The sequence below is a fragment of the Veillonella criceti genome (genome assembly GCF_900460315.1).
Classification (GTDB): Bacteria; Bacillota; Negativicutes; order Veillonellales; family Veillonellaceae; genus Veillonella_A; species Veillonella_A criceti.
In genome coordinates this window covers 531,257-552,082 of record NZ_UHIO01000001.1, presented here as the reverse complement: position 1 = coordinate 552,082, position 20,826 = coordinate 531,257, and the positions used below count along the sequence as shown (strand labels likewise).

Sequence of the window (20,826 nt, the reverse complement as noted above, 5' to 3'; positions counted from 1 at the left end):
TTGTATATGTATTTCTTTACTTATACAGAATGGGGTGCTTTATTGTGGCTCGCACCGGCTTGGGGCATTGTATTGGCCTATGGCATGCGATATGGATTTACAAATCCTATGCTCGTGTTATTAGGTAGTTCTTGGTATTTTCTTTGGCTTATTATAGAGCGTTATGTAAAAAATAGAAAAAGTGAATATATCAATGTCAATTTAGTGCGTAAGGGTAGCACTAGTAGGCGAAATATGTTGGCGGTCGTACTTATTATTTTAAGTTTGATTGTTTTTGGTATGTATCGAACGGCAGTAACTATTGATGCGTATGAAACAGTAAATCCTTATTATGTAGGGGCTAAGGGGATTTATACGATACGGGTAACTAGTTTGCCAGAGATGGCTATGGTTAATCGTCATACTTATTGGCGGATAGTAGGGGATATAGTAGAGATAGTGCCAGATAAAGAGGGGGTTAATTCGAAGCATTTGAGTGCTGAGGGAGAAGTAGTGGTCTATGTGATACCTTCAACAGTGGTAGCACAAACAGATATCTTACCAGGAAGCTATGTAGCAATTAAAGGGACTATAACTAAAGTTAACTTTGCACCAGAAGAGGGTAGGATTGATTTACGTGCTCGCTATCTTACAAATCATAGAATGGGTACCTTATATGAAGGTGAGTTACAAGGTCTAGTGACTGAACCTGAGACTGAATGGTATACTCACATAGTGAATCAGGTGATGAAATCATTAGGTTATTGGCGTTATATGAGTAGTCACATTCTAAAACAACAATTACCAGGTGAATTAGGTGACATGAGTCAGAGTTTACTGCTTGGTGGTGGTTATAATGCCTTAGATTCATCGATTATGGAGGCATTTGCTAAAACAGGATTGATTCATATATTATCAGTATCAGGTTCTCATGTAGCTTTACTTTTTGGGTTTATATTCGTATTGGCTTCTTGGTTAGGCATGAATAAGAAACGAGCTACTTATGGAGCTATTTTATTTGTTATAGTATATTGTTTGCTAGTAGGTTGTAATCCACCTGTTATTCGATCCGCTTTGATGGGGATTATTATGGGGCTAGGAATTATCAAAGGTCGCTTATATCAAAGTCGACAAGCTTTGCATCTTAGCGCGGCGATCTTATTGTGGTTTGAGCCTTTACTCCTTTTGGATGTTAGCTTTCAATTGTCCTTTGGGGCGACATATGGAATTTTATTCTTTAGTCGCCCTATATATCAGCGTTTACCAAAGGGCTGGCCATATATCATGGGACCGTTAAGTTTATGTGTAAGTGCTCAAATTCTTATATTTCCACTACAGTTGTATTATTTTCACCTTATGGGCGTAGGTTCTTTAATTGCGGCTATTCTTGTGGGCCCTATTTTAGATTTTGCTATTTTAGGGACGGCTATTTTATTATTATTACACCTCATTGTGGATATACCTTTATTATGGTATATATTGGCGTCCATTTTAAAAGGGGCTTTGTTTTTAAATTTTACAATTGCTAATATACCTGGATCTGTTGGCTATTGGGGAGCATTATCTGTTGGAGCTGGTGCCTTGTATATATTAGGCTGTCGTTATTTATACCATTGTATGCTGAAAGCTGATGTTCGCCAATTGTGGTACGAAAATATCATTGGTTTAGGTTTATTATGTTTATTATTGATTCCCTTTTCTAGTTTATTACATACAGCAGTATATATACATATTATTCCTTTATCACAAGGCGCTGCTTTTTTAGTGTTGAAGGAGGCCCCTTTTACGGCCAGGACGATGTGGCTTCATGTAGCTACTGAAGGAAAACCACTATCGGTTATTTCACAAAGTGCTATCATCAATGCTGTTCATTATTATGGTGTTACTAAACCACAGTTAATTACTTTAGAGTCAGTAACTACAGAGAATAGACAAAGCCTTTCGGACTTAGTAATGTCGTTACATTGGACTTGGCAAAATTTATATAAAAGTAACATCAATGAGGGGACTTTTATAGGTAGCCGGACAAGGGATTTTGAAGCTATATTTGAAGAGCAACAAAATACGTTTATTGCAAGAGGACCACAGGGAGCATTCATATTCAGTAATGGACAAAATAGTAAAAACCATCTAAAATTAAAAGAGATGACATCATACATTAGTGGAACTACGAATGGTGCTGTGGCGGCTACTCATAGCGAATATACGGTGGGGGCACCTAAAGCTCTTGTGTATTGGCCAAATGGTAATACCCGGAGTCAAGCAGACGTAGATCCAGCTGATGAAAATCGATATATTACGGGCACGAAAGTGATCCCGGATTTTTTATTGTAGGAGAAGCTATGGCGATACAATTACTATATGGTGATGAGTCACAGCTCATAGAGGAGAAAAAGCAAGCTTTTTTTAAAGCCTATCCAGACTTATCCGTGCAAATGTTGAATGATGAAGTAGGGGCTCGGCGGATTTGTGAAAAGCTGAGTGAAGATTCTTTGTTTGGTGAGCCTACGCTGTATTGTTTGGTGAATCCGCCTATATTTGCGAAGACTAATAAACGAGTTACGGAGGAGTGGCAACAAGTTTATGATTTACTCTTAACGTATGATGGTAGTCACCCCGTCCTCGTTTTATATCATGAGACAATCGATAAACGGCTCAAACCTAATAAGGAGTTTTTAAAGAGTGTACCTAATGAGGCTTGTGATCGGTTAAAGGGACCTGAGATTGTTAAATGGTTACAAACATATTGTCATTCTCATGGCTATACGATGAGTGCTGATGGCATTGAATATATCCATCACTTGTTAGAACTTTGGCAGGATGTGCCAGTTAGTTTTTTGCGTACTGAATTTGATCGCTACTTTTTATTGTTACCTCCAAAGGGAGAAATTACACAAGCCTTTTTGGTAGCTAATGGTAGTGATTATGGGGCAAAAAATATATTTTTGTTTAAAGAAGCCTTATTTAAAAAAGATGTCAATACATTGCTCACCTTATTTCCTTATATGTTGCAAAGTAAGGAAGTGGAGCGGGCTATGTCATATATTGAAGGACAGTTGCGCTTACAATTAATGGTTAGTGAATGTAGATTTAGTGGACTTAGTGAGCGCGCTGTACAGGATTTATTTAAAGAAGCTGGGTCAACCGTAAAAGCGTATCCCATAACGCTTGCCTATCGGCAAAGTCAGCAGATTTCTATTCGCGCTTTGGCTAAGTTATTGCGTGGACTTTATGAAGTGATGCGAGATAGTCGGCGTGGTGAAGGTAGTGTGTCATATTTTAAAGATTTGTGTTTAGCCTATTGTGCTGAATAAATAGGCTGTGGGGGTTGTATGAAACGTTCTATTGGTGTTATAGCAGGTGCTGTACTTGGTTTAGTTTCCCTAAGTGCTGGTGCTTTTTTGTATCCGACAGGTAATGTTATTCAAGGCATGTATTTAGGTGAAACCGATGTTTCGCGGGCCGATAAAGACGAGTTGGTGGCTATTATTGAAGCGGAAGCAGCCAAAGCACCAACTCATATGACAATTAAATGGCAAGATGGAAAAGAAACTAAGGTGGCATTAGCAGATATTGGTGTAAAACCAAATGTAAATAAAACCATTGAAAGTATTATGGCTTATGGCTATGAGCCGACTGTTGAAGAGTATGTAGCAACTCGTTGGCAAGCGTTAGTTAATCCTGTTTCTAAATCTATTGTGTATGATGTTAATGTACCAGCACTAGAAGCGTTGTTACAAACATACAATAAGGAAATTGCTAAAAGTGGTCATGATGCCTATTTAACAGTAGAAGCAGGTAAAGTCGTATTACATAAAGAAATTACGGGAAAACGGCTAGATATTGCTAAAACCATTGCTAAGCTTCAAGAACAACTGGTAAAAGGGGACGTGACTAGTATGTCACTTGTTATTGATGAACAGGCTAAACCTAAGGTAACGGCTGAAGATTTAAAAGGTATTAATGCTGTATTAGGAACTTATAGTACGACGTTTAATGCTGGTGATACAAGTCGTACTCATAATATTCAGTTGGCAACTGATAAGATTAATAATGTAATCATTCAGCCTCATCAGAATTTTTCATTCAATGTGATTGTTGGTGAACGAACTGCTGAAGCGGGATATGATGATGCGCCTGTTTTTATGGACGGCAAGCTTGTACCTGGTATTGGGGGCGGTATCTGTCAAGTTAGCTCTACCCTATTTAATTCTGCTTTATTATCGGGTATGACAATTGAAGAACGAGTGCCACATTATGCGCCTGTTGGTTATATTCCTGCTGGTCGTGATGCTACCGTAGCTTATGGCTATATTGATTTTGTATTTAGTAACCCTTACGAACATCCTATTTATGTGTTAGCCCATACAGTAGGTGATACTTTGACAATTAGTATTTTAGGGTTTGCTGCTGATGAACCAACGCAAGCCTCTGTTTCCGTAGGTGGCGAAACGGCAATTCCGCATGAAACTCAAGTTATCATTGATTCAACACTAAAAAAAGAAGAAGTTCGTAATGCAGGGCATGATGGTCTTAGTGTGAATACAACGGTATCGCTTACTTATAAAGATGGACGTACGAAGACGGATAGTTTTAGCTCTACGTATGATCCTGAAACGACCGTTATTGCGCGTCCGAGTAAGGAAGTAGCTAAACCTGAAGACAAGACGAGTGATACGAAAGCTAAGGATGTTTCTAACACAACGAATTCAAATAAAAAGTCTGAATGATATGAGGCTATTCATTGATATATAGACAAAATAGATAGTACGGATATTTATATGAGAGAAGGATAGACATGAAAGTACGATATCATATAGTTCCAAAAGCTAAGCAAGAAACAGCAATGCTTATTGAAACCAATGATAAGGCTATAGAAGTAAAAAATGTGCTGTCCTCAGAGGAAGCATTTAAATTATTACATAATAAGCTCGATAACTGGTATAAGTCTAAACACATTCAGGCACATGCCGTTACCGTAAAAGAGTCTACGGCATTTGGGTATCGTTGGGACTCCGAACCGATTCATGATCATACGGCAGAAGAATTTGCTTTTGCCGGTGGTTATGATGTAGCTGATTTAATTAAAGAACTATCAGCGCAACACCAAAGTTCTCATTCAGATGAAGCTGCTACGGACGGTTTTGATGAGTTTGCTGAAGAGTTTTTTCCGTTTTCTAGGGTAGATGACGATCCTATTGATATGTATGAAGAGCCGATAGTCTGTGATTATGAACCTGCTAAATCAACAGCGCCTATCAGTGGTGGTGAAGGTGGATTTGCCTATAAGGGGAAACGGCGTCGAAGCTTTAAGCGTGATGTAACGGATCCGGGCATGCTATTAGGGCCTACTATTACTGGTGATTCATTATCTATTTCTTTTGTTAATGAAGAAATGAACAATGTTATTTTTGAAGGCATTTTTGTGAATATTGAAATGATTGAAACAAAAACAGGTAAAGGCCTTATTAAAGGTAGCATTGTAGATGGTACGAACAGTATGCGCTTCGTTAAATTTATAGATGATGTAGAAGAGGCACGTGAACTTACTAAGATGATGCAAACAGTTAAGGGTGTTCGCATCCAAGGGGATGTACATTATGATGATAAATTTGAGAAAGATTACATCCTGTCTTTGCGTAGCATTCAGGAATTGAAAAAAGAAACGAAACGAAGTGAAAATCGTGAAGATTCTCGTGTAGAACTTCATTTACATACAAAGATGAGTGACCGTGATGCACTTGTTAATGTGAAAGAATTATTACAAACCATTAAAGATTGGGGACATCCTGCGGTTGCTATTACTGACCATGGCGTGATTCAAGCTTTTCCTGAAGCACAAGATATTGCGGGGAAACTTGGTGTCAAAGTGATTTATGGTGTAGAAGGCTATCTGATTGAAGATGAAGAGAATGATACACGGTCTCACATCATTTTATTAGCTAAAAATACAGTGGGGTTACGCAATCTGTACAAGATGATAAGTATTTCTCATTTGCAATATTATAAACGACGTCCTCGATTGCCACGGGCTGTTATTGAAGATCATCGAGAAGGCATTATTATTGGGTCTGCCTGTGAGGCAGGGGAATTAATTCGAGCTATTGTAAAAGGTGAGTCTCAGGAACGCTTGTTAGAGATTGCCTCGTTTTATGATTATCTTGAAATTCAGCCCCTAGAGAATAACCGCTTTTTATTATATGATAGACGAACTGGAGAGCAGATTCGGGAAGAATCTTTCTTAGTAGATATTAATAAAAAAGTCGTTGAACTTGGTGAAATTCTAAATAAACCAGTTGTGGCAACTTGCGACGTTCATCATTTAAATGATGATGAAAAGATTTATCGCCAAATTATGTTAACTGTGTCTGGTTTTAAAGATATTGAAAGAACGCCTTCTTTATATTTACGTACAACTGACGAAATGTTAGAAGAGTTCAAATATTTGGGTGAAGAAAAAGCTTATGAAGTGGTTGTTACCAATTCGCGTATGATTAATGATAGTATTGAGTCGTTACAACCAGTGCCACAAGGCAAGACGTATTCGCCAAAAATTGAAGGCGCTGATAATGATTTAACGGAGATGTGCTATAAAAAAGCCAAAGAGATTTATGGGGATCCATTACCAAAAGTTGTAGCTGATCGATTAGATTATGAATTAACTCGTATTATTGGCAATGGCTATGGTGTGCTGTACTATATTGCTCATAAATTGGTACGAAAATCTTTAGATGATGGTTATCTAGTAGGGTCTCGTGGTTCGGTTGGTTCGTCTTTTGTTGCTACGATGGCGGATATTACGGAAGTAAACCCATTACCACCGCACTATATTTGCCCTAAATGTAAACATAGTGAATTCTTTGAAAAAGGTGAATACGCGGGGGGGTTTGATTTACCTCGAAAGAATTGTCCTGAATGTGGTACACCATTGAATACAAATGGTCATGATATTCCATTTGCGATTTTTATGGGGTTCAATGGTGATAAAGTACCTGATATTGATCTTAACTTCTCTGGTGATTATCAGCCACGAGCTCATAAATACACCGAAGAATTATTTGGCCGTGATAATGTATTCCGTGCAGGTACTATTGGTACTATTGCTGAAAAAACAGCCATTGGTTATGTAAAAAAATATGCAGAAGCACAAGATATTCAAGCGCGGCAGGGGTTCTTAGAAGCCCTTGCTAAAGGGGTAACTGGTGTTAAAAATACAACTGGTCAACATCCGGGTGGGATTATGGTTTGCCCACGCGATATGGATGTTCACGAATTTACACCAGTACAATATCCAGCCAATAAAAAAGATAGTGGTATCATTACGACTCATTTTGATTATCACTCTTTTGAAGGTTGTATGACAAAACTTGATATTCTGGGCCATGATGATCCTACGATTATTCGTATGTTAGAAGATATTACGGGCGTTGATGTTCAAACGATTCCTTTTGATGATCCTGAAACATTGAGTTTATTTTCCTCTACTAAAGCAATTGGTTTAACGCCAGAGCAGTTGATGGGGGATAAAGTGGCGTCCCTTGCGGTGCCAGAATGTGGTACTGGTTTTGTACGGCGCATGTTAGAAGATTCTAAGCCACAACATTTTTCAGATATAGTGCGTATTTCTGGTTTTTCGCACGGTACAAATGTATGGCTCGATAATGCGCAAACGTTAATTAAAAATGGTACTTGTAAATTAAATGAAGCTATTTCTACTCGCGATGATATTATGAACTTTTTAATGCATCGTGATATTGAACCACTTACGTGCTTTAAGGTTATGGAAAATGTACGTAAGGGGAAAGGCATTGATAAACTGAATAAAGTAGGACAAAAAGAAACAGATTATGAAGAGCAAATGCGTGCAGGGGGGATTCCTGATTGGTTTATTGATTCCTGTAAAAAGATTTCCTATTTATTCCCTCGTGCTCATGCCGTGGCGTATGTTATGATGGCTTTCCGCATTGCTTGGTTTAAGATTAATTACCCATTAGCTTTTTATGCGGCTTACTTCTCGATTCGTGCAAAAGCGTATGATATGAAAATTATGGCCAGTTCCTTAGAAAGTCAAAGAGCTGAGTTTGAACGTTTGAAAGCATTGGATAGAAAAGCATCTAATAAAGATAAAGATATGATGAGTGCCTTAGAAGTTTCTATGGAAATGAAACAGCGAGGTTTTAATTTCTTAGTAGCTGACTTAAATCATTCTGATGCACGGCGTTTTAAAATTCATGAAGGGGCCTTATTGCCACCGTTTGTAGCCGTTGATAGCTTAGGTGAAAAGGTAGCGGATGCTATTGTGGAAGAACGGGCAAAGAGTCCTTTTACATCTGTAAAGGATGTGCAACGGCGGTGTAAGATTTCTGAAAGTATTTTAGCTACTATGCGTGATTTGGGGTGTTTTGGTGATTTGCCAGAAGATGAACAAATGAGTTTATTTGGTTAATATGATATAGTAGAGGTAAGAAAGGCTTGGTTACAAGCTAATTAGGTTACGAATAAAGGAGATTACTATGACCTTAAAAGTAAAAGAACCTGTATGGATAGGTGTTGATGTAGGAACGACGGGTGTTCGTGCAACCGCTTATACTGCTACAGGTAAGGCAGTGGCTACAACCGAAGCATTTTATAGTTTAGAAACACCTCAATATGATTGGGCCGAACAGAATCCACAGCAAATTTATGATGCTGTAGAAGAAGTGGTAAAAGGAACGGTAGCAGAATTACAGTATAAATTAGTGACCATTTCAGGATTAGCCTTAAGTTCTGTTATGCACAGCTTTATTCCTCAAGATGAAAATTTCCAACTGTTAGGTAACATGATGACTTGGGCTGATAGTCGAAGTGCAGCGATTGTGCGTCGTTTAGAATTAGACCCAAAATGTAAAGAGTTCTATTTTAATACAGGTTGTCCACTTCATGCTTGCTATCCGTTAGCTAAAATCTTATGGGTTAAAGAACATCAGCCATCTATTTTTGATCGGATGGCTCGCATTGGTTCAATTAAAGATTTTATTTTCCGTAATTTAACGGGCGAATGGGTAACGGATAAATCGGTAGCCAGTAGTAGCGGCCTTTATAATGCTCATAAAGAATGCTGGGATGAAGAGATTCTTGATTTTATTGGTATTTCTAAAGAGCGCTTGCCAGAAGTAGTATCTACTACATATAGTAATACCCTTTTAGCCGATGTGGCGCAGCGATTGGGGCTACCTACGGGGTTGCCAGTTGTTATTGGGGCTACTGATGGGGTTCTTGTTAACGTAGGAATTGGGGCGGTTTCTGCTGGACAATTAAGTTGTACAATCGGAACGAGCGGTGCTATTCGTATGCTTACAGAAAAAGCACGTATGGATAAGAATCAACGGACTTGGTGTTATAATCTAACAGATAACATGTGGGTAGCTGGTGGTGCTATCAATAATGGTGGTATCATTATGCGCTGGATGCGTGACCGTATTCTTCACTTACATGGCTCACAAATGGAACAACTAGATGTGGATCCGTATGATTTGATGACTATGAAAGCTCGTCATGTGCCAGCTGGTTCTGGGGGCTTATTATTAATGCCATTCTTTACGGGCGAACGAGCGCCTTACTGGAATTCAGACTTGCGTGGTGCTTTCATTGGATTATCCTTAAATCATAGTCGTTCGTATATGATTCGGGCTACGATGGAGGGGATTTGTTATAGTTTACTTTGCGTATTGCAGGCCTTGCGTGATTTTGAAGACGTTAAAGATATTCGGGTAAGCGGTAGTTTTACGAAATCAGAATTGTGGCTTCAGATTATGGCCGATGTGTTCAACGAATCCATTACGCTACCGACCAATAGTGAAGGGGCTTCTTTTGGAGCTGCTGTATTAGGGTTTATCTCTGATGGTACGTTAAAAGATATTAAAGATACGGCAACTTTAGTTACGGCGCAGGAAGTATATACACCAAAAGTAGCTAATCGTGAAATATATAATGAATTATTCAAAATTTATGAATCTTTGTATGCCAACATGAAGGATGATTTGGCACGGCTTGTTACTTTCCAACAAGAACATCCTTTTAATCGTTTATAAGTAGTGTAGGAAGGGCAGTCAAACGTCTCTAGGTATCATGAATTTTTATATAGGACGTATAGAGATTTTGGCTTGTGATTTCTCATTATTTTATAATAGATGTGTTTTCTTTAGTGTGAAAGGAGGCGCTTTTATGCCACTGGTTATCTTGGCATTAGGCATCGTGCTATTGTTCTTCCTTATTGTAAAAGTGAAGTTGAATAGCTTTTTATCTCTTATTTTAGTGTGTATTTTGTTAGCTTTTGGCGAAGGCTTGCCAATTGACAAGATTTTCCCAACCATTCAAAAGGGCTTAGGCTCTACATTGGGAGGTTTAACCATTGTTGTTGGTTTTGGTGCTATTCTTGGCAAATTGATGGCTGATAGTGGCGGGGCACAGCGTATTGCCACTACTCTTATTAATATGTTTGGGCGTCAAAATGTAAAATGGGCGGTTTGTTTAACTGGATTTATTGTAGGGATTGCTCTATTTTATGAAATTGGTTTTGTCCTTTTAATTCCATTAGTATTTACAATCGCAGTAGCGGCAGATATTCCACTACTTGAAGTAGGGATTCCTATGGCGGCCGCATTGTCAGTAACACATGGCTTTTTGCCACCACATCCAGGGCCTACCGCGATTTCGGTCATTTTTAATGCTGATATTGGTAAAACTTTGATCTATGGATTAATTATTGGTATCCCAACAGTGATTATTTCAGGGCCGTTATTATACAATACGGTAAAGGATATTAAAACTGAAATTCCAGAAGGTTTGCACAATGATAAAAACTTTACTGATGAAGAAATGCCATCCTTCTTGAGCAGTATATTAACAGCTTTGACACCTGTTATTTTGATGGCTATTAGTGCTGTTGGTAAAATGATGGGGATTCCCAAAGATGCGCCAGTTATGCATATCTTTAATTTTATTGGTGACCCAAGTGTAGCATTGACGATTTCTATTATTGTAGCATTCTATACATTTGGCTATGCCCGTGGTAAAACTACGAAAGAAATTATGGAAACTTCTGAAAAAGCAATTCTGACAGTGGCCATGATTCTATTTATCGTTGGTGCTGGTGGCGCTTTGAAACAAGTATTAATTGATAGTGGCGTGGGTAATTATATTGGTTCTCTCGTTATGGGGGCTAATTTATCACCATTATTGTTGGCTTGGATTATTGCTGCTGTTATTCGTATTGCCGTAGGTTCGGCTACGGTAGCGGCTTTAACAGCAGGTGGTATAGTAGCACCATTAATTCCTATGACTGGTGTGAGTCCAGAGCTTATGGTATTAGCTGTTGGGGCTGGTAGTGTTATTTTTAGCCCTCCAAATGACCCTGGTTTCTGGTTGTTTAAAGAATTTTTTGGTCTTACCGTAAAACAGACTGTACGTACTTGGTGTGCTGTAGAAACGGCGATTGCCGTGTGTGGTTTAATCGGCGTAGAAGTTTTGAATTTGTTTATTTAATTTAATAACGATTAGATATGTATATAAGTTTCTATACATATCTAATAATAAAAAGGCTAAATTCTGGCTCTTTGTCAAATTTTGGGGCGCTAAAGAGATTATGCACTCTTGGAAAGGACATGCGACACAGTTGTTGCGTGTCCTTTTTTAGCATTAATGAATAAAATCCGGTTACGAAATCGTTCAAAGTTTTGTAAACCAAACGAACACCGCTTTAGTACTTTTATTTTGTTGTTACAACCTTCTGTAAAGCCATTGGAATAGGGTAATGTTAAGGCATTAATAATTTCGGTTCTCCAAAATGTAAATGTTTTTAAGAGTGATTGAAACTCAGGTAATTCAGAAGCCTCAACTAAGGATAGCCATTGATCAATGGCCCATTGAATATTTTCTTTATCTTTGAATTTTAAAACATGAGAAAAGGATTGTTTTAGTGTATAGGCACGATGTAATCGGGGCGAATAATGAAACATATCCATAAGCTTAGTGAACTCTTTGTCTGTTAATGATTCAAAGCGTTTAGTTAATACTCGTTTATTGGCTTTAAAGGTACGACTTACATTGCATAATAGATTTTGCTCTACTTTGCGTACCCGTTCTAAGGCAAAGGTAACTAGCCGTATTAAGTGAAATCTATCAACTACAATTTCAGCTTGAGGGAACCAAGTTTTCATAACCGAACGAAATTGAAGTGACATATCCATTGTGATGTATTTTACATTATTTCGTATATATCTAGGGAATTGAGCAAAGTATTTCGCTAGTTCCGTAGTATCTCGTTTAGGCAGAATATCTAGTATTTTATGCGTTTCTGGATCAGTAAGAATGACTTGGTATTTTTGACCAGCTGCATTGCCTTTGAATTCATCAATAGATAGTACAGGTGGTAGTGTTGAGGGGCGACTATAGTTAATTTCGTTAAAGACTCTTAGTACTTGGTTTACGCTTACATGGCAATGCTTAGCCACAGCTTTGTAAGATGTTACTTCAGAGAGTTGTTGACATATTACTTCACGAAGTCTTGGGGTTGTTCTAAGATAGCGAGAAGAAAACTCTGTTTTTTCATTGAAAGTGCGTCCGCACGTGCATATATAACGACGTTGACGATATAAGAGAAGAATGGTTTTTTCATTGGTTGTAGTATGCTGAATTTTTCGGTTAGTATAGCCTTTTATTCGTGTAGTTTGTGAATGGCAATTAGGGCATCTATGAGGACGTACAGGACTTTCTACGTAAAGTAAGTATTCTGAGCTAGTTTCACGCATATTTTTTATATATTCTGCTTTGATTCCGAGTAAATTTCCTATATAATTAAGTGTAGACATATTGAGTAAACATCCTTTCATAATGGTTTCGTCGCTTTTATTGTAACGGATTTTATTCAATATGTCTTTTTTTATATAAAAAAGTAGGCGCCAAGAGGACACGCAGTTTGCGTTTCTCTTTAGCGCCCCAAAATAAATTATAGAACCTAAATTCTTTTATTGTGAGGTTCTTATAAAGAACTTCATTTGAGGATTTAGCCTTTTTGTATTGTTTATATTATTTTCTTATTAACATAGATTTGTTCTATATTATATGTAAATAAAAAGTAAATTGACTTATTGAATTTGTTACGATAATATAGAGACATACGTTTGTATAATCGAGGGTTAGTAACTAATAGGTTACAAGATTGAAGAGAAGAAAGGAGTATGTAATTGGCAAAATAGTAAATAGAAAGTAATAGGTAGTTTAAGTTATCTAGTGTCACATTAGATTACTATTTTTTTTGTAAAAAATAGGTGAAGAAAAAGTGAATTAAATGAATTTTATATTCATTAGTAATTCAAAGATTAGGATTCGTGTATTATGTGTTAGGAATTATGAAAGATCGTATTTATGGAAAGCAATTCAGTTAAAAATCAACCTCCCTTACACAAACGAAAGGGAGGCAAATTATCAGGCATAGATGGATTAAAGGGCATTGCTATCATTGGGGTAACACTGTTTCATATGATGCCTGAGGTCGTGCCAGGCGGTTACTTAGGAGTTTCTCTATTTTTATTACTAACAGGCTATTTACTTGCTTATACTAATATTAATGAATATTTTCAAAGACGATATAGCCTTAAAGAATATTTTTGGAAACGTATTAAACGAATTTATCCAGGTTTACTTATTGTAATTTTAGTCACCTTAGGTGTAAATTCTTTGTTGGTACCTAAAAGTATTAATGGTATACGACCAGAAATAGTATCTATTTTATTAGGGTATAATAATATTTGGCAGATTTTTCAGAATGCAGATTATTTTACTCGTTTAACAAACACATCGCCCTTTACACATTTGTGGTTCTTGGGGATTGAAATACAATATTTTATAATTTGGCCCATTTTATTTTTTCTATTTAGAAAAATTTGTCAAACGATTGGTTATCGAGGGGGACTTATTGCTTTTGCGTTATTGGCTTTAGGGACAGCTACCGTGATGCCTTTACTTTACACGCCAAATGAAGACGTAACACGTTTGTATTACGGTACAGATACACGAATTTATGCATTGTTATTTGGGGCTTTTCTAGGTATTTTACGAGCTCATCGTAAACATGTACAACCTTTGTCACCAGTAATTGGAGCTATTAATACATTAGTATTTATTGCTCTCATGATAGGCTTAGTTGTTGCATATGCTTTATTAAATGGACAATATCCCGTTGTATATCAATATATGATGCTACTTGTTACATTTGGTTTTTGCGCCTTAATTCTCTTAGCTGAGTATAATCGGTTACCAGTAGCTAAAGTATTAAATACGCATACATTAGGCTGGTTTGGTAAACGAAGCTATGGTATTTTCCTTTGGCAATATCCTGTTATATATCTATTTCAGCAATTAAAATTAATTGAATTTTTTGGTAACGAAGTTATTTATAACTTGGCTATAATTGCAATTATTCTATTGCTGACAATTTGGTCTGATGCTGTATCGGCAAAGATTGCAAAAGGCGTACCTATCTCTGTATTAGTTGCGTGGTTAAAACGGATATATATTCGTATACTATCTATCATAGGTTGTGTTATTATGGTAGTAGGTTTATTTGCATTATTTACAGCTTCTGATGAGAAAATAGCTGATTTAAGCGATTTGCAAAATCGCTTACAAGCAAATGAGGCGATTCAACAGGAAGAGAATGAAAAAGCTCGTAATTTAACTGTTGTAGATCCAACGGAAATTGATCAAGCGTTGACTGGTGTAGCGGCTATTGGTGATTCAGTTATGTTAGGTGCGTCACCAGCCTTACGAACTGCGTTACCCGGTGTATATATTGATGCTAAAGTTTCACGCTATGTAGGGGCTGGACTAGATATAGCTAAAGCAATGGACGCTGAAAATCGTCTAGGAAAAGTAGTGTTAATTAGTTTAGGCACAAATGGCCCAATTACGGGATATTATGAAGATGAAACAAAAGCATTAATTAATTATTTAGGACCAGATCGCGAAATCTTCTGGATTAATACGTATGCGCCAGATTTGGAATGGGAAAAGCCCAATAATGACTACCTTGATAAGTTAGCTAAAGACCATAAAAATATTACCGTGATTGATTGGTATTCAGCAGCTTCAAAACATCCTGAATGGCTTAGTGACGATGGTGTACATCCTAATGATTTAGGGGTTGAAAATTTTGCTAAACTAGTGCGTGAAAAGATGGCGGCTACATTAGTTAAAGCAGACAGCAGATGATGATATAGAAGAGGCTAGTTCAGTTTTGAAGAAAAAAGAAGTAATTAAGTAGAGGCTAATTAAGTTGATGCGAATTGGGTAGATACAAATTAAGACAAATTAAGACAAATTAAGCGTAATAATGTAAAATAAATAATAGAAAATAAGTAATTTAAAATGATTTTAACATGTGTAAGAAAGAAGGTATTCATCAAAATAGCTTTATAGTTACTTAAAGGAGGAATTTTTATATGGAAGTTAATCAATATTTTTTTGACTTGGCTAAAATTGCAGCTAATAAGGCCTCAGAACATGGGATTACTGTTGATCCGCAATGGATATATACACAGTGGTATATTGAAACGAGTGGCTTTACTTCTGATGTTCAAGCTTCGCACTATAATTTGGGGGGCATTATGTCATCCGAAGGTGGGTGGATGAAATTTGATAACTTTGTTGACTTTGCAAATTATTTTGGCAAATATTTAACATATTATTCCGAAGATGGTATGAGTAATGCCAGCACTTTACATAACTATTTAGCCGCTTTGCATCATGGCGGGTATTTTACCAGTGATTTAGATACTTATTACCATACGATGCTGCATGTGTTAAATTCTATTAATTTTTAATTTTTAAGGTAAATGTAACATTTATAATAGTAAGAAAGACATATTGAATAAACAGCCCATAAATGGTTTGATTCCTATTATGGTAAAAAGTTTATTCGATATGTCTTTTTTGTTTGAGAATGAATAATTATGATACACTAACCTCGATTTAGACATGAATAATAATTTTAATTTTATGCAATGATTATACTGGTTATTTGACGATTTATTATTTTATATGATTAGTTATTAAATAGAAATTTTTTTGAATATATATAAATTTGGTATTGATTATTAAAATATGGATAATCTCTATTTTGAACTATCAAATAAAAATATGTTATTTTATAAAATGACTAAATATCGTGTTTTATTTGATTTGTTATGTAAGAAATGAATTCTAATTATATGATATAAGAAATGTATATTACATCATATTATTAGATAATATATTGATTAAACATTTATTATATTTTATAATATGAAAATAATGTAATGAGCATTAGTATGTTTTAAAGTATGATAGGTGATTGAATGAAACAAAAAAATAAACAAATACTTGCAGTGTTAGTATTGAGTGCCGTGAGTTCTTTGTGGGGGAACTATGCAGTATATGGGGAAAGTGCTGACTATGTAGTGGTAAATTCTACTGAGAATAAACCTGTAGCGACTGGTAATAATAGTGTGGCAGTAGGAGCAAATACTAAAGCTGACAAAGAAAATTCCTTGGCATTAGGGAATGGCGCTAAGGCGAAAGCAGTTCGTAGCATTGCTACAGGTACATCTGCAGAGATAGATGAAGTTGCAGCTAATGCTATTGCTCTTGGTTTTGGGGCTAATGTGGTTAGAGATTCAGATTATAGTGATAATCTTTCAAATGCTGGTAAAGCTAAGACTAGTGGTCAAAATGCCATTGCCATTGGAACTAACGCCCATACGTCAGGAAGTCAAGCTATAGCTGTAGGGACTAATGCTAATGCATTGGGGTACAATTCACTGGCCATCGGCAATGGAGTAAGTGCCACTGAAGATAGTTCAACTGTCATTGGCGATGGTGCTTGGGGGCATGGCGTAAAAAGTACTGCATATGGACAAAATGCGAAGGTGTACAATGCTAGCATTGAAATTGATGCGAAGGAGCTAAAAGCTAAAATTGATAATCTGCGAATTGATAATCAACAGTATGCAGCTGGTCTAGACGATTTAGAAAACCATGGTGGTAATGCTGTAGCCATTGGTGGTGATACAAAAGCATCTGGCTGGGGGGCTTCGGCACTTGGATATAAAGCCTATGCTTTACACAGCCAAACTACTGCCTTAGGTGATGACGCAAAAGCAATGAATCAGGCAGACAGTGCTGTTGGGACCCATAGTTATGCGTCTGGTGGGCAAGCTACTGCCTTGGGAAATGGTGCTGAAGCCTTAGGAAATCGGTCTGCTGCCTTAGGGGCTGGTGCTGCGGCTACAGGTAATTATGCTTTGGCCGCTGGTTGGGGGGCTGGAGCGAGTGGTAAAAATGCTATTGCCCTTGGAACTTCTACCAAAAGTGTAAAAAGCTGGTATACTAAAGGCGGTGAAACCAGTACATATGCGACTGAATTGGCTCAATGGAATGCATCTGGTGACTACTCCGTTGCTGTTGGTACTGATGCATTAGCAAGTGCAAGTGATTCTGTGGCTGTAGGGCGTAATGCTACATCCACGGCTACTGATACTGTAGCCATTGGGCATGAAGCGAAAAGTACCGATACTAATAGCGTGGCGATTGGGCGTAGTGCAGAGAGTTCAAAAGCTAATGGTGTGGCCCTAGGATATAATGCAAAAAGTTCCGTAGAGAGTGGCGTCGCTCTAGGCAGTGAATCCGTAGCGAGTCGTGAGGCGTTACAAAATGTGAGTGTAACTAATACAGCCTCTGCCGCAAATAATCAAGTCTATGGAGCAGCTAATAGCACTGAAACAGCTAAGGCAGCTATTGCAGCCACTGTAAAAGGCAATCTAGGTGCCGTTTCAGTAGGCAGTGATTCAGCGACTCGTCAAATTACTCATGTCGCAGCAGGTTCAGAAGATAGCGATGCTGTCAATGTGGCGCAATTAAAATCTGTAGAAACTTCTGTAAGAGAATATGTAAATGCTAATGCAGTAGATGTAAAACAAGGCAATGGCATTATTGTAACAGAAACGCCAGCCGGTACAGATGAAAAAGGCAATGCTACAAAGCATACCTTTACAGTTTCACTAGCTGAAGATATAAGAAATTCCATTACCAATAATACAAATAATATTACAAAGCTTGGTGATCAAGTAAGTACTATAGGCGATCAAGTGACTGTGTTCGGGAACCAAGTGACGATTAATACTGGCGATATTAAGGATTTAAAATCACAAGTAACTAATAATACACAAACTATTAACACTCATACTGAACAGATTAATGATTTGAGTAATCGTGTTAATGGTGTAGATGGACGTATTAATAGTCTTGATAATCGTATGGATAAAGTCGGTGCTGGTGCAGCTGCACTTGCTGGTTTACATCCATTAGACTTTAATCCTGATGATAAATGGAGTTTCTCTGTAGGCTATGGTAATTATGGCAATGCGAATGCTATGGCAGTGGGTGCGTTCTATCGCCCAAATGAAGATGTGATGGTTAATGTGGCATCTTCCATGGGTAATGGAGAAAATATGATTTCCGCAGGCCTTAATTTCAACATTGGTCAAAGCAGTGGTGTATCTCGTTCCCGTGTAGCCATGGCTAAGGAAATTGAAACTCTCAAGGCTCGTATTGATCAATTGGAAGCACAACAACGTTCTGGGGCTGTGAATAATGTAGGGCAAACTAGCACTGCCTTAGATGTAAATTTCCCAGATGTGCCAGAGAATCATTGGGCGTATGCCTATGTGAAAACATTGGCTGATAAAGGCTTATTAGTAGGCTATCCAGATGGTGAGTTTAAAGGTGATCAATCTATGACTCGCTATGAGTTTGCTGCTGTTATTTATCGAGCCTTACAAAATGGTGCTTTTATTGATGGTAATATGGCTCGTGCTACGGAAGAATTCGCTCAAGAAATGGTGGCCGTTGAAAAAGCAGATCGCTTCCGTGTGGATTTAGTTCATGGTAAACCAAGTGATCGTTATAAAGTAGAACGTGTTCGTGTGAATAGCGAAGATAGAGAAAGCCGTGATGTGTATGGCGGTTATACGAAAATGTAGCAAGAATTTTTAACTAAAACCCCTTGTCATAGCTATATTCCATGTGATATACTCTTAAAGTATGAAAAATTACGCACGCAGTCTGATTCAATGTCTGTGTCAGGAATGGTCCTGATTTATATTGAATATGATGCTGCGGAGGTTTATTAACAGGAGGTGCCAACATGGCAGTAGTATCAATGAAACAATTATTGGAGGCCGGCGTACATTTCGGTCACCAGACTAGAAGATGGAATCCTAAGATGGCTAAGTTCATCTTCACTGAACGTAATGGTATTTATATCATCGACCTTCAGAAAACAGTTAAAAAAGTAGAAGAAGCTTATGACTTCCTTCGTGAAGTAGCTCAAAACGGCGAAGTAATTCTTTTCGTGGGCACTAAAAAACAAGCTCAAGAATCCGTTAAAGAAGAAGCTATCCGCGCTAACATGTTCTATGTAAATGAACGTTGGTTAGGTGGTATGTTAACTAACTTCAAAACTATCGAATTACGTGTTAAACGTTTAAAACAGCTTGAAAAAATGGCTGAAGATGGTACATTCGAACTTCTTCCTAAAAAAGAAGTTATTGGCTTACGTCATGAAATGGAAAAATTGGAAAAATATCTTGGCGGTATCAAAGACATGCCTAAAATGCCAGGTGCTTTATTCGTAATTGACCCTAAGAAAGAACGTATTGCCATTGCAGAAGCTAAAAAATTAGGTATTCCAGTAGTAGCTACTGTAGACACTAACTGTGATCCTGATGAAATCGACTTCCCAATCCCAGCTAATGATGACGCTATTCGTGCCGTTAAATTGTTAACTGGTAAAATGGCTGATGCTGTATTAGAAGGCCGTCAAGGTGAATCTTTAGATGATCAAGGCGAACATCAAGAAGCAGCTGATCAAGCTATGAAACAAATGGAAGCTGATTCTACTGAAATGGTACAAGACGGTCAGGGCTAATAACTGACATTACCTTAAAACTTAAAATTTATTAAATAATATGTTAAATATTATTTGATAAAATATGTAGAACGATATAAAATTAAGGTAAGGCTAAATAGACCTTACCTTAATTAATGTGTAGGAGGTATATATTATATGGCGATTACTGCTGCATTAGTAAAAGAATTGCGCGAAATTACAGGCGCAGGCATGATGGATTGCAAAAAAGTGTTAACAGAAGCTGATGGCGATATCCAAAAAGCAATCGATTTGCTTCGTGAAAAAGGGTTAGCTGCGGCCGCTAAAAAAGCTGGTCGTGTAGCAGCTGAAGGTGTGGTTGCTTCCTATATTCATGGTGGCGGTCGTATTGGTGTTCTTGTAGAAGTTAACTGTGAAACAGACTTCGTTGCTAAAACTGAAGACTTCCAAGACCTTGTTAAAGATATTGCTATGCAGATCGCAGCAGCAAATCCTACGTACTTAAATCGTGAAGAAGTACCTGCTGAAGTTATTGAACATGAAAAAGCAGTTCTTTTAGAACAAGCTAAAGCAGAAGCAGAAGAAGATGTAAAAGCTGGTCGTAAACCAAAACCAGAAGCAGTTCTTGAAAAAATGGTTAATGGCCGTGTTGAAAAATTCTATAAAGAAAACTGCCTATTGGAACAGGTTTTCATTAAAGATGGTGACAAAACTATTACTGATGTTATCACTGAAAAAATTGCTAAAATCGGTGAAAACATTAACGTACGTCGTTTCGTTCGCTACGCTTTAGGCGAAGGAATTGAAAAGCGTCAGGATGACTTCGAAGCTGAAGTTCGTGCAGCCGCTGGTCAATAAGATTTAAGAGATAAGAGAACACCGTC

Annotated in this window: 12 protein-coding genes; 11 read left to right on the top strand and 1 reads right to left on the bottom strand. The window is 37.4% G+C overall.

The window, feature by feature from the left end:
* The first annotated feature begins 6 nt into the window (after positions 1 to 6).
* The 6 genes from DYE54_RS02545 to DYE54_RS02520 all read left to right on the top strand — a co-directional run bounded on the left by DYE54_RS02545 (position 7) and on the right by DYE54_RS02520 (position 11,502).
* Positions 7 to 2,313, top strand: a complete 2,307-nt coding sequence (locus DYE54_RS02545; RefSeq protein WP_115309763.1) for a ComEC/Rec2 family competence protein — start codon at positions 7 to 9, stop codon at positions 2,311 to 2,313.
* Between the two features lie 8 nt (positions 2,314 to 2,321).
* Entirely contained in the window at positions 2,322 to 3,293 is a 972-nt protein-coding gene (holA, locus tag DYE54_RS02540) for a DNA polymerase III subunit delta (RefSeq protein ID WP_115309762.1), read from the top strand.
* 18 nt (positions 3,294 to 3,311) lie between these two features.
* Positions 3,312 to 4,709, top strand: coding sequence for a VanW family protein (locus DYE54_RS02535; RefSeq protein WP_115309761.1), 1,398 nt, complete (start codon positions 3,312 to 3,314; stop codon positions 4,707 to 4,709).
* A 68-nt stretch (positions 4,710 to 4,777) separates the two neighbouring features.
* Positions 4,778 to 8,425, top strand: a complete 3,648-nt coding sequence (locus DYE54_RS02530) for a PolC-type DNA polymerase III (protein WP_115309760.1) — start codon at positions 4,778 to 4,780, stop codon at positions 8,423 to 8,425.
* A gap of 67 nt (positions 8,426 to 8,492) precedes the next feature.
* Positions 8,493 to 10,049 (top strand): gluconokinase, encoded by a 1,557-nt coding sequence (locus DYE54_RS02525; protein WP_115309759.1) that lies wholly within the window; start codon positions 8,493 to 8,495, stop codon positions 10,047 to 10,049.
* Between the two features lie 133 nt (positions 10,050 to 10,182).
* Positions 10,183 to 11,502, top strand: a complete 1,320-nt coding sequence (locus tag DYE54_RS02520; protein WP_115309758.1) for a gluconate:H+ symporter — start codon at positions 10,183 to 10,185, stop codon at positions 11,500 to 11,502.
* Positions 11,503 to 11,600: 98 nt separating this feature from the next.
* On the opposite strand, the gene DYE54_RS02515 is transcribed toward DYE54_RS02520, so the two are convergent.
* Positions 11,601 to 12,827, bottom strand: a complete 1,227-nt coding sequence (locus tag DYE54_RS02515; protein WP_115309476.1) for an ISL3 family transposase — start codon at positions 12,825 to 12,827, stop codon at positions 11,601 to 11,603.
* A 556-nt stretch (positions 12,828 to 13,383) separates the two neighbouring features.
* Here DYE54_RS02515 and DYE54_RS02510 point away from each other — a divergent pair.
* The 5 genes from DYE54_RS02510 (at position 13,384) to tsf (ending at position 20,800) form a co-directional block, all read left to right on the top strand.
* Positions 13,384 to 15,228 (top strand): acyltransferase family protein, encoded by a 1,845-nt coding sequence (locus DYE54_RS02510; protein WP_115309757.1) that lies wholly within the window; start codon positions 13,384 to 13,386, stop codon positions 15,226 to 15,228.
* Positions 15,229 to 15,458: 230 nt separating this feature from the next.
* The gene (locus DYE54_RS02505; RefSeq protein WP_115309756.1) at positions 15,459 to 15,839 is read left to right on the top strand and encodes a glucosaminidase domain-containing protein; all 381 of its coding nucleotides are present in this window, start codon (positions 15,459 to 15,461) and stop codon (positions 15,837 to 15,839) included.
* Positions 15,840 to 16,352: 513 nt separating this feature from the next.
* A complete protein-coding gene (locus tag DYE54_RS02500) occupies positions 16,353 to 19,034 on the top strand; it encodes an S-layer homology domain-containing protein (protein ID WP_115309755.1) in 2,682 nt (893 codons plus the stop codon).
* A gap of 164 nt (positions 19,035 to 19,198) precedes the next feature.
* Entirely contained in the window at positions 19,199 to 19,981 is a 783-nt protein-coding gene (rpsB, locus tag DYE54_RS02495; RefSeq protein ID WP_115309754.1) for a 30S ribosomal protein S2, read from the top strand.
* 138 nt (positions 19,982 to 20,119) lie between these two features.
* Positions 20,120 to 20,800 (top strand): translation elongation factor Ts, encoded by a 681-nt coding sequence (gene tsf / locus DYE54_RS02490; RefSeq protein WP_115309753.1) that lies wholly within the window; start codon positions 20,120 to 20,122, stop codon positions 20,798 to 20,800.
* Positions 20,801 to 20,826: the final 26 nt, after the last annotated feature.

What these genes read in the sequence shown, in the direction of transcription:
- DYE54_RS02545 (WP_115309763.1), top strand. Translation starts at nt 7, where the DNA reads ATGTATTTCTTTACTTATACAGAATGGGGTGCTTTATTGTGGCTCGCA.
- holA (WP_115309762.1), top strand. Translation starts at nt 2,322, where the DNA reads ATGGCGATACAATTACTATATGGTGATGAGTCACAGCTCATAGAGGAG.
- DYE54_RS02535 (WP_115309761.1), top strand. Translation starts at nt 3,312, where the DNA reads ATGAAACGTTCTATTGGTGTTATAGCAGGTGCTGTACTTGGTTTAGTT.
- DYE54_RS02530 (WP_115309760.1), top strand. Translation starts at nt 4,778, where the DNA reads ATGAAAGTACGATATCATATAGTTCCAAAAGCTAAGCAAGAAACAGCA.
- DYE54_RS02525 (WP_115309759.1), top strand. Translation starts at nt 8,493, where the DNA reads ATGACCTTAAAAGTAAAAGAACCTGTATGGATAGGTGTTGATGTAGGA.
- DYE54_RS02520 (WP_115309758.1), top strand. Translation starts at nt 10,183, where the DNA reads ATGCCACTGGTTATCTTGGCATTAGGCATCGTGCTATTGTTCTTCCTT.
- DYE54_RS02515 (WP_115309476.1), bottom strand. Translation starts at nt 12,827, where the DNA reads ATGTCTACACTTAATTATATAGGAAATTTACTCGGAATCAAAGCAGAA.
- DYE54_RS02510 (WP_115309757.1), top strand. Translation starts at nt 13,384, where the DNA reads ATGGAAAGCAATTCAGTTAAAAATCAACCTCCCTTACACAAACGAAAG.
- DYE54_RS02505 (WP_115309756.1), top strand. Translation starts at nt 15,459, where the DNA reads ATGGAAGTTAATCAATATTTTTTTGACTTGGCTAAAATTGCAGCTAAT.
- DYE54_RS02500 (WP_115309755.1), top strand. Translation starts at nt 16,353, where the DNA reads ATGAAACAAAAAAATAAACAAATACTTGCAGTGTTAGTATTGAGTGCC.
- rpsB (WP_115309754.1), top strand. Translation starts at nt 19,199, where the DNA reads ATGGCAGTAGTATCAATGAAACAATTATTGGAGGCCGGCGTACATTTC.
- tsf (WP_115309753.1), top strand. Translation starts at nt 20,120, where the DNA reads ATGGCGATTACTGCTGCATTAGTAAAAGAATTGCGCGAAATTACAGGC.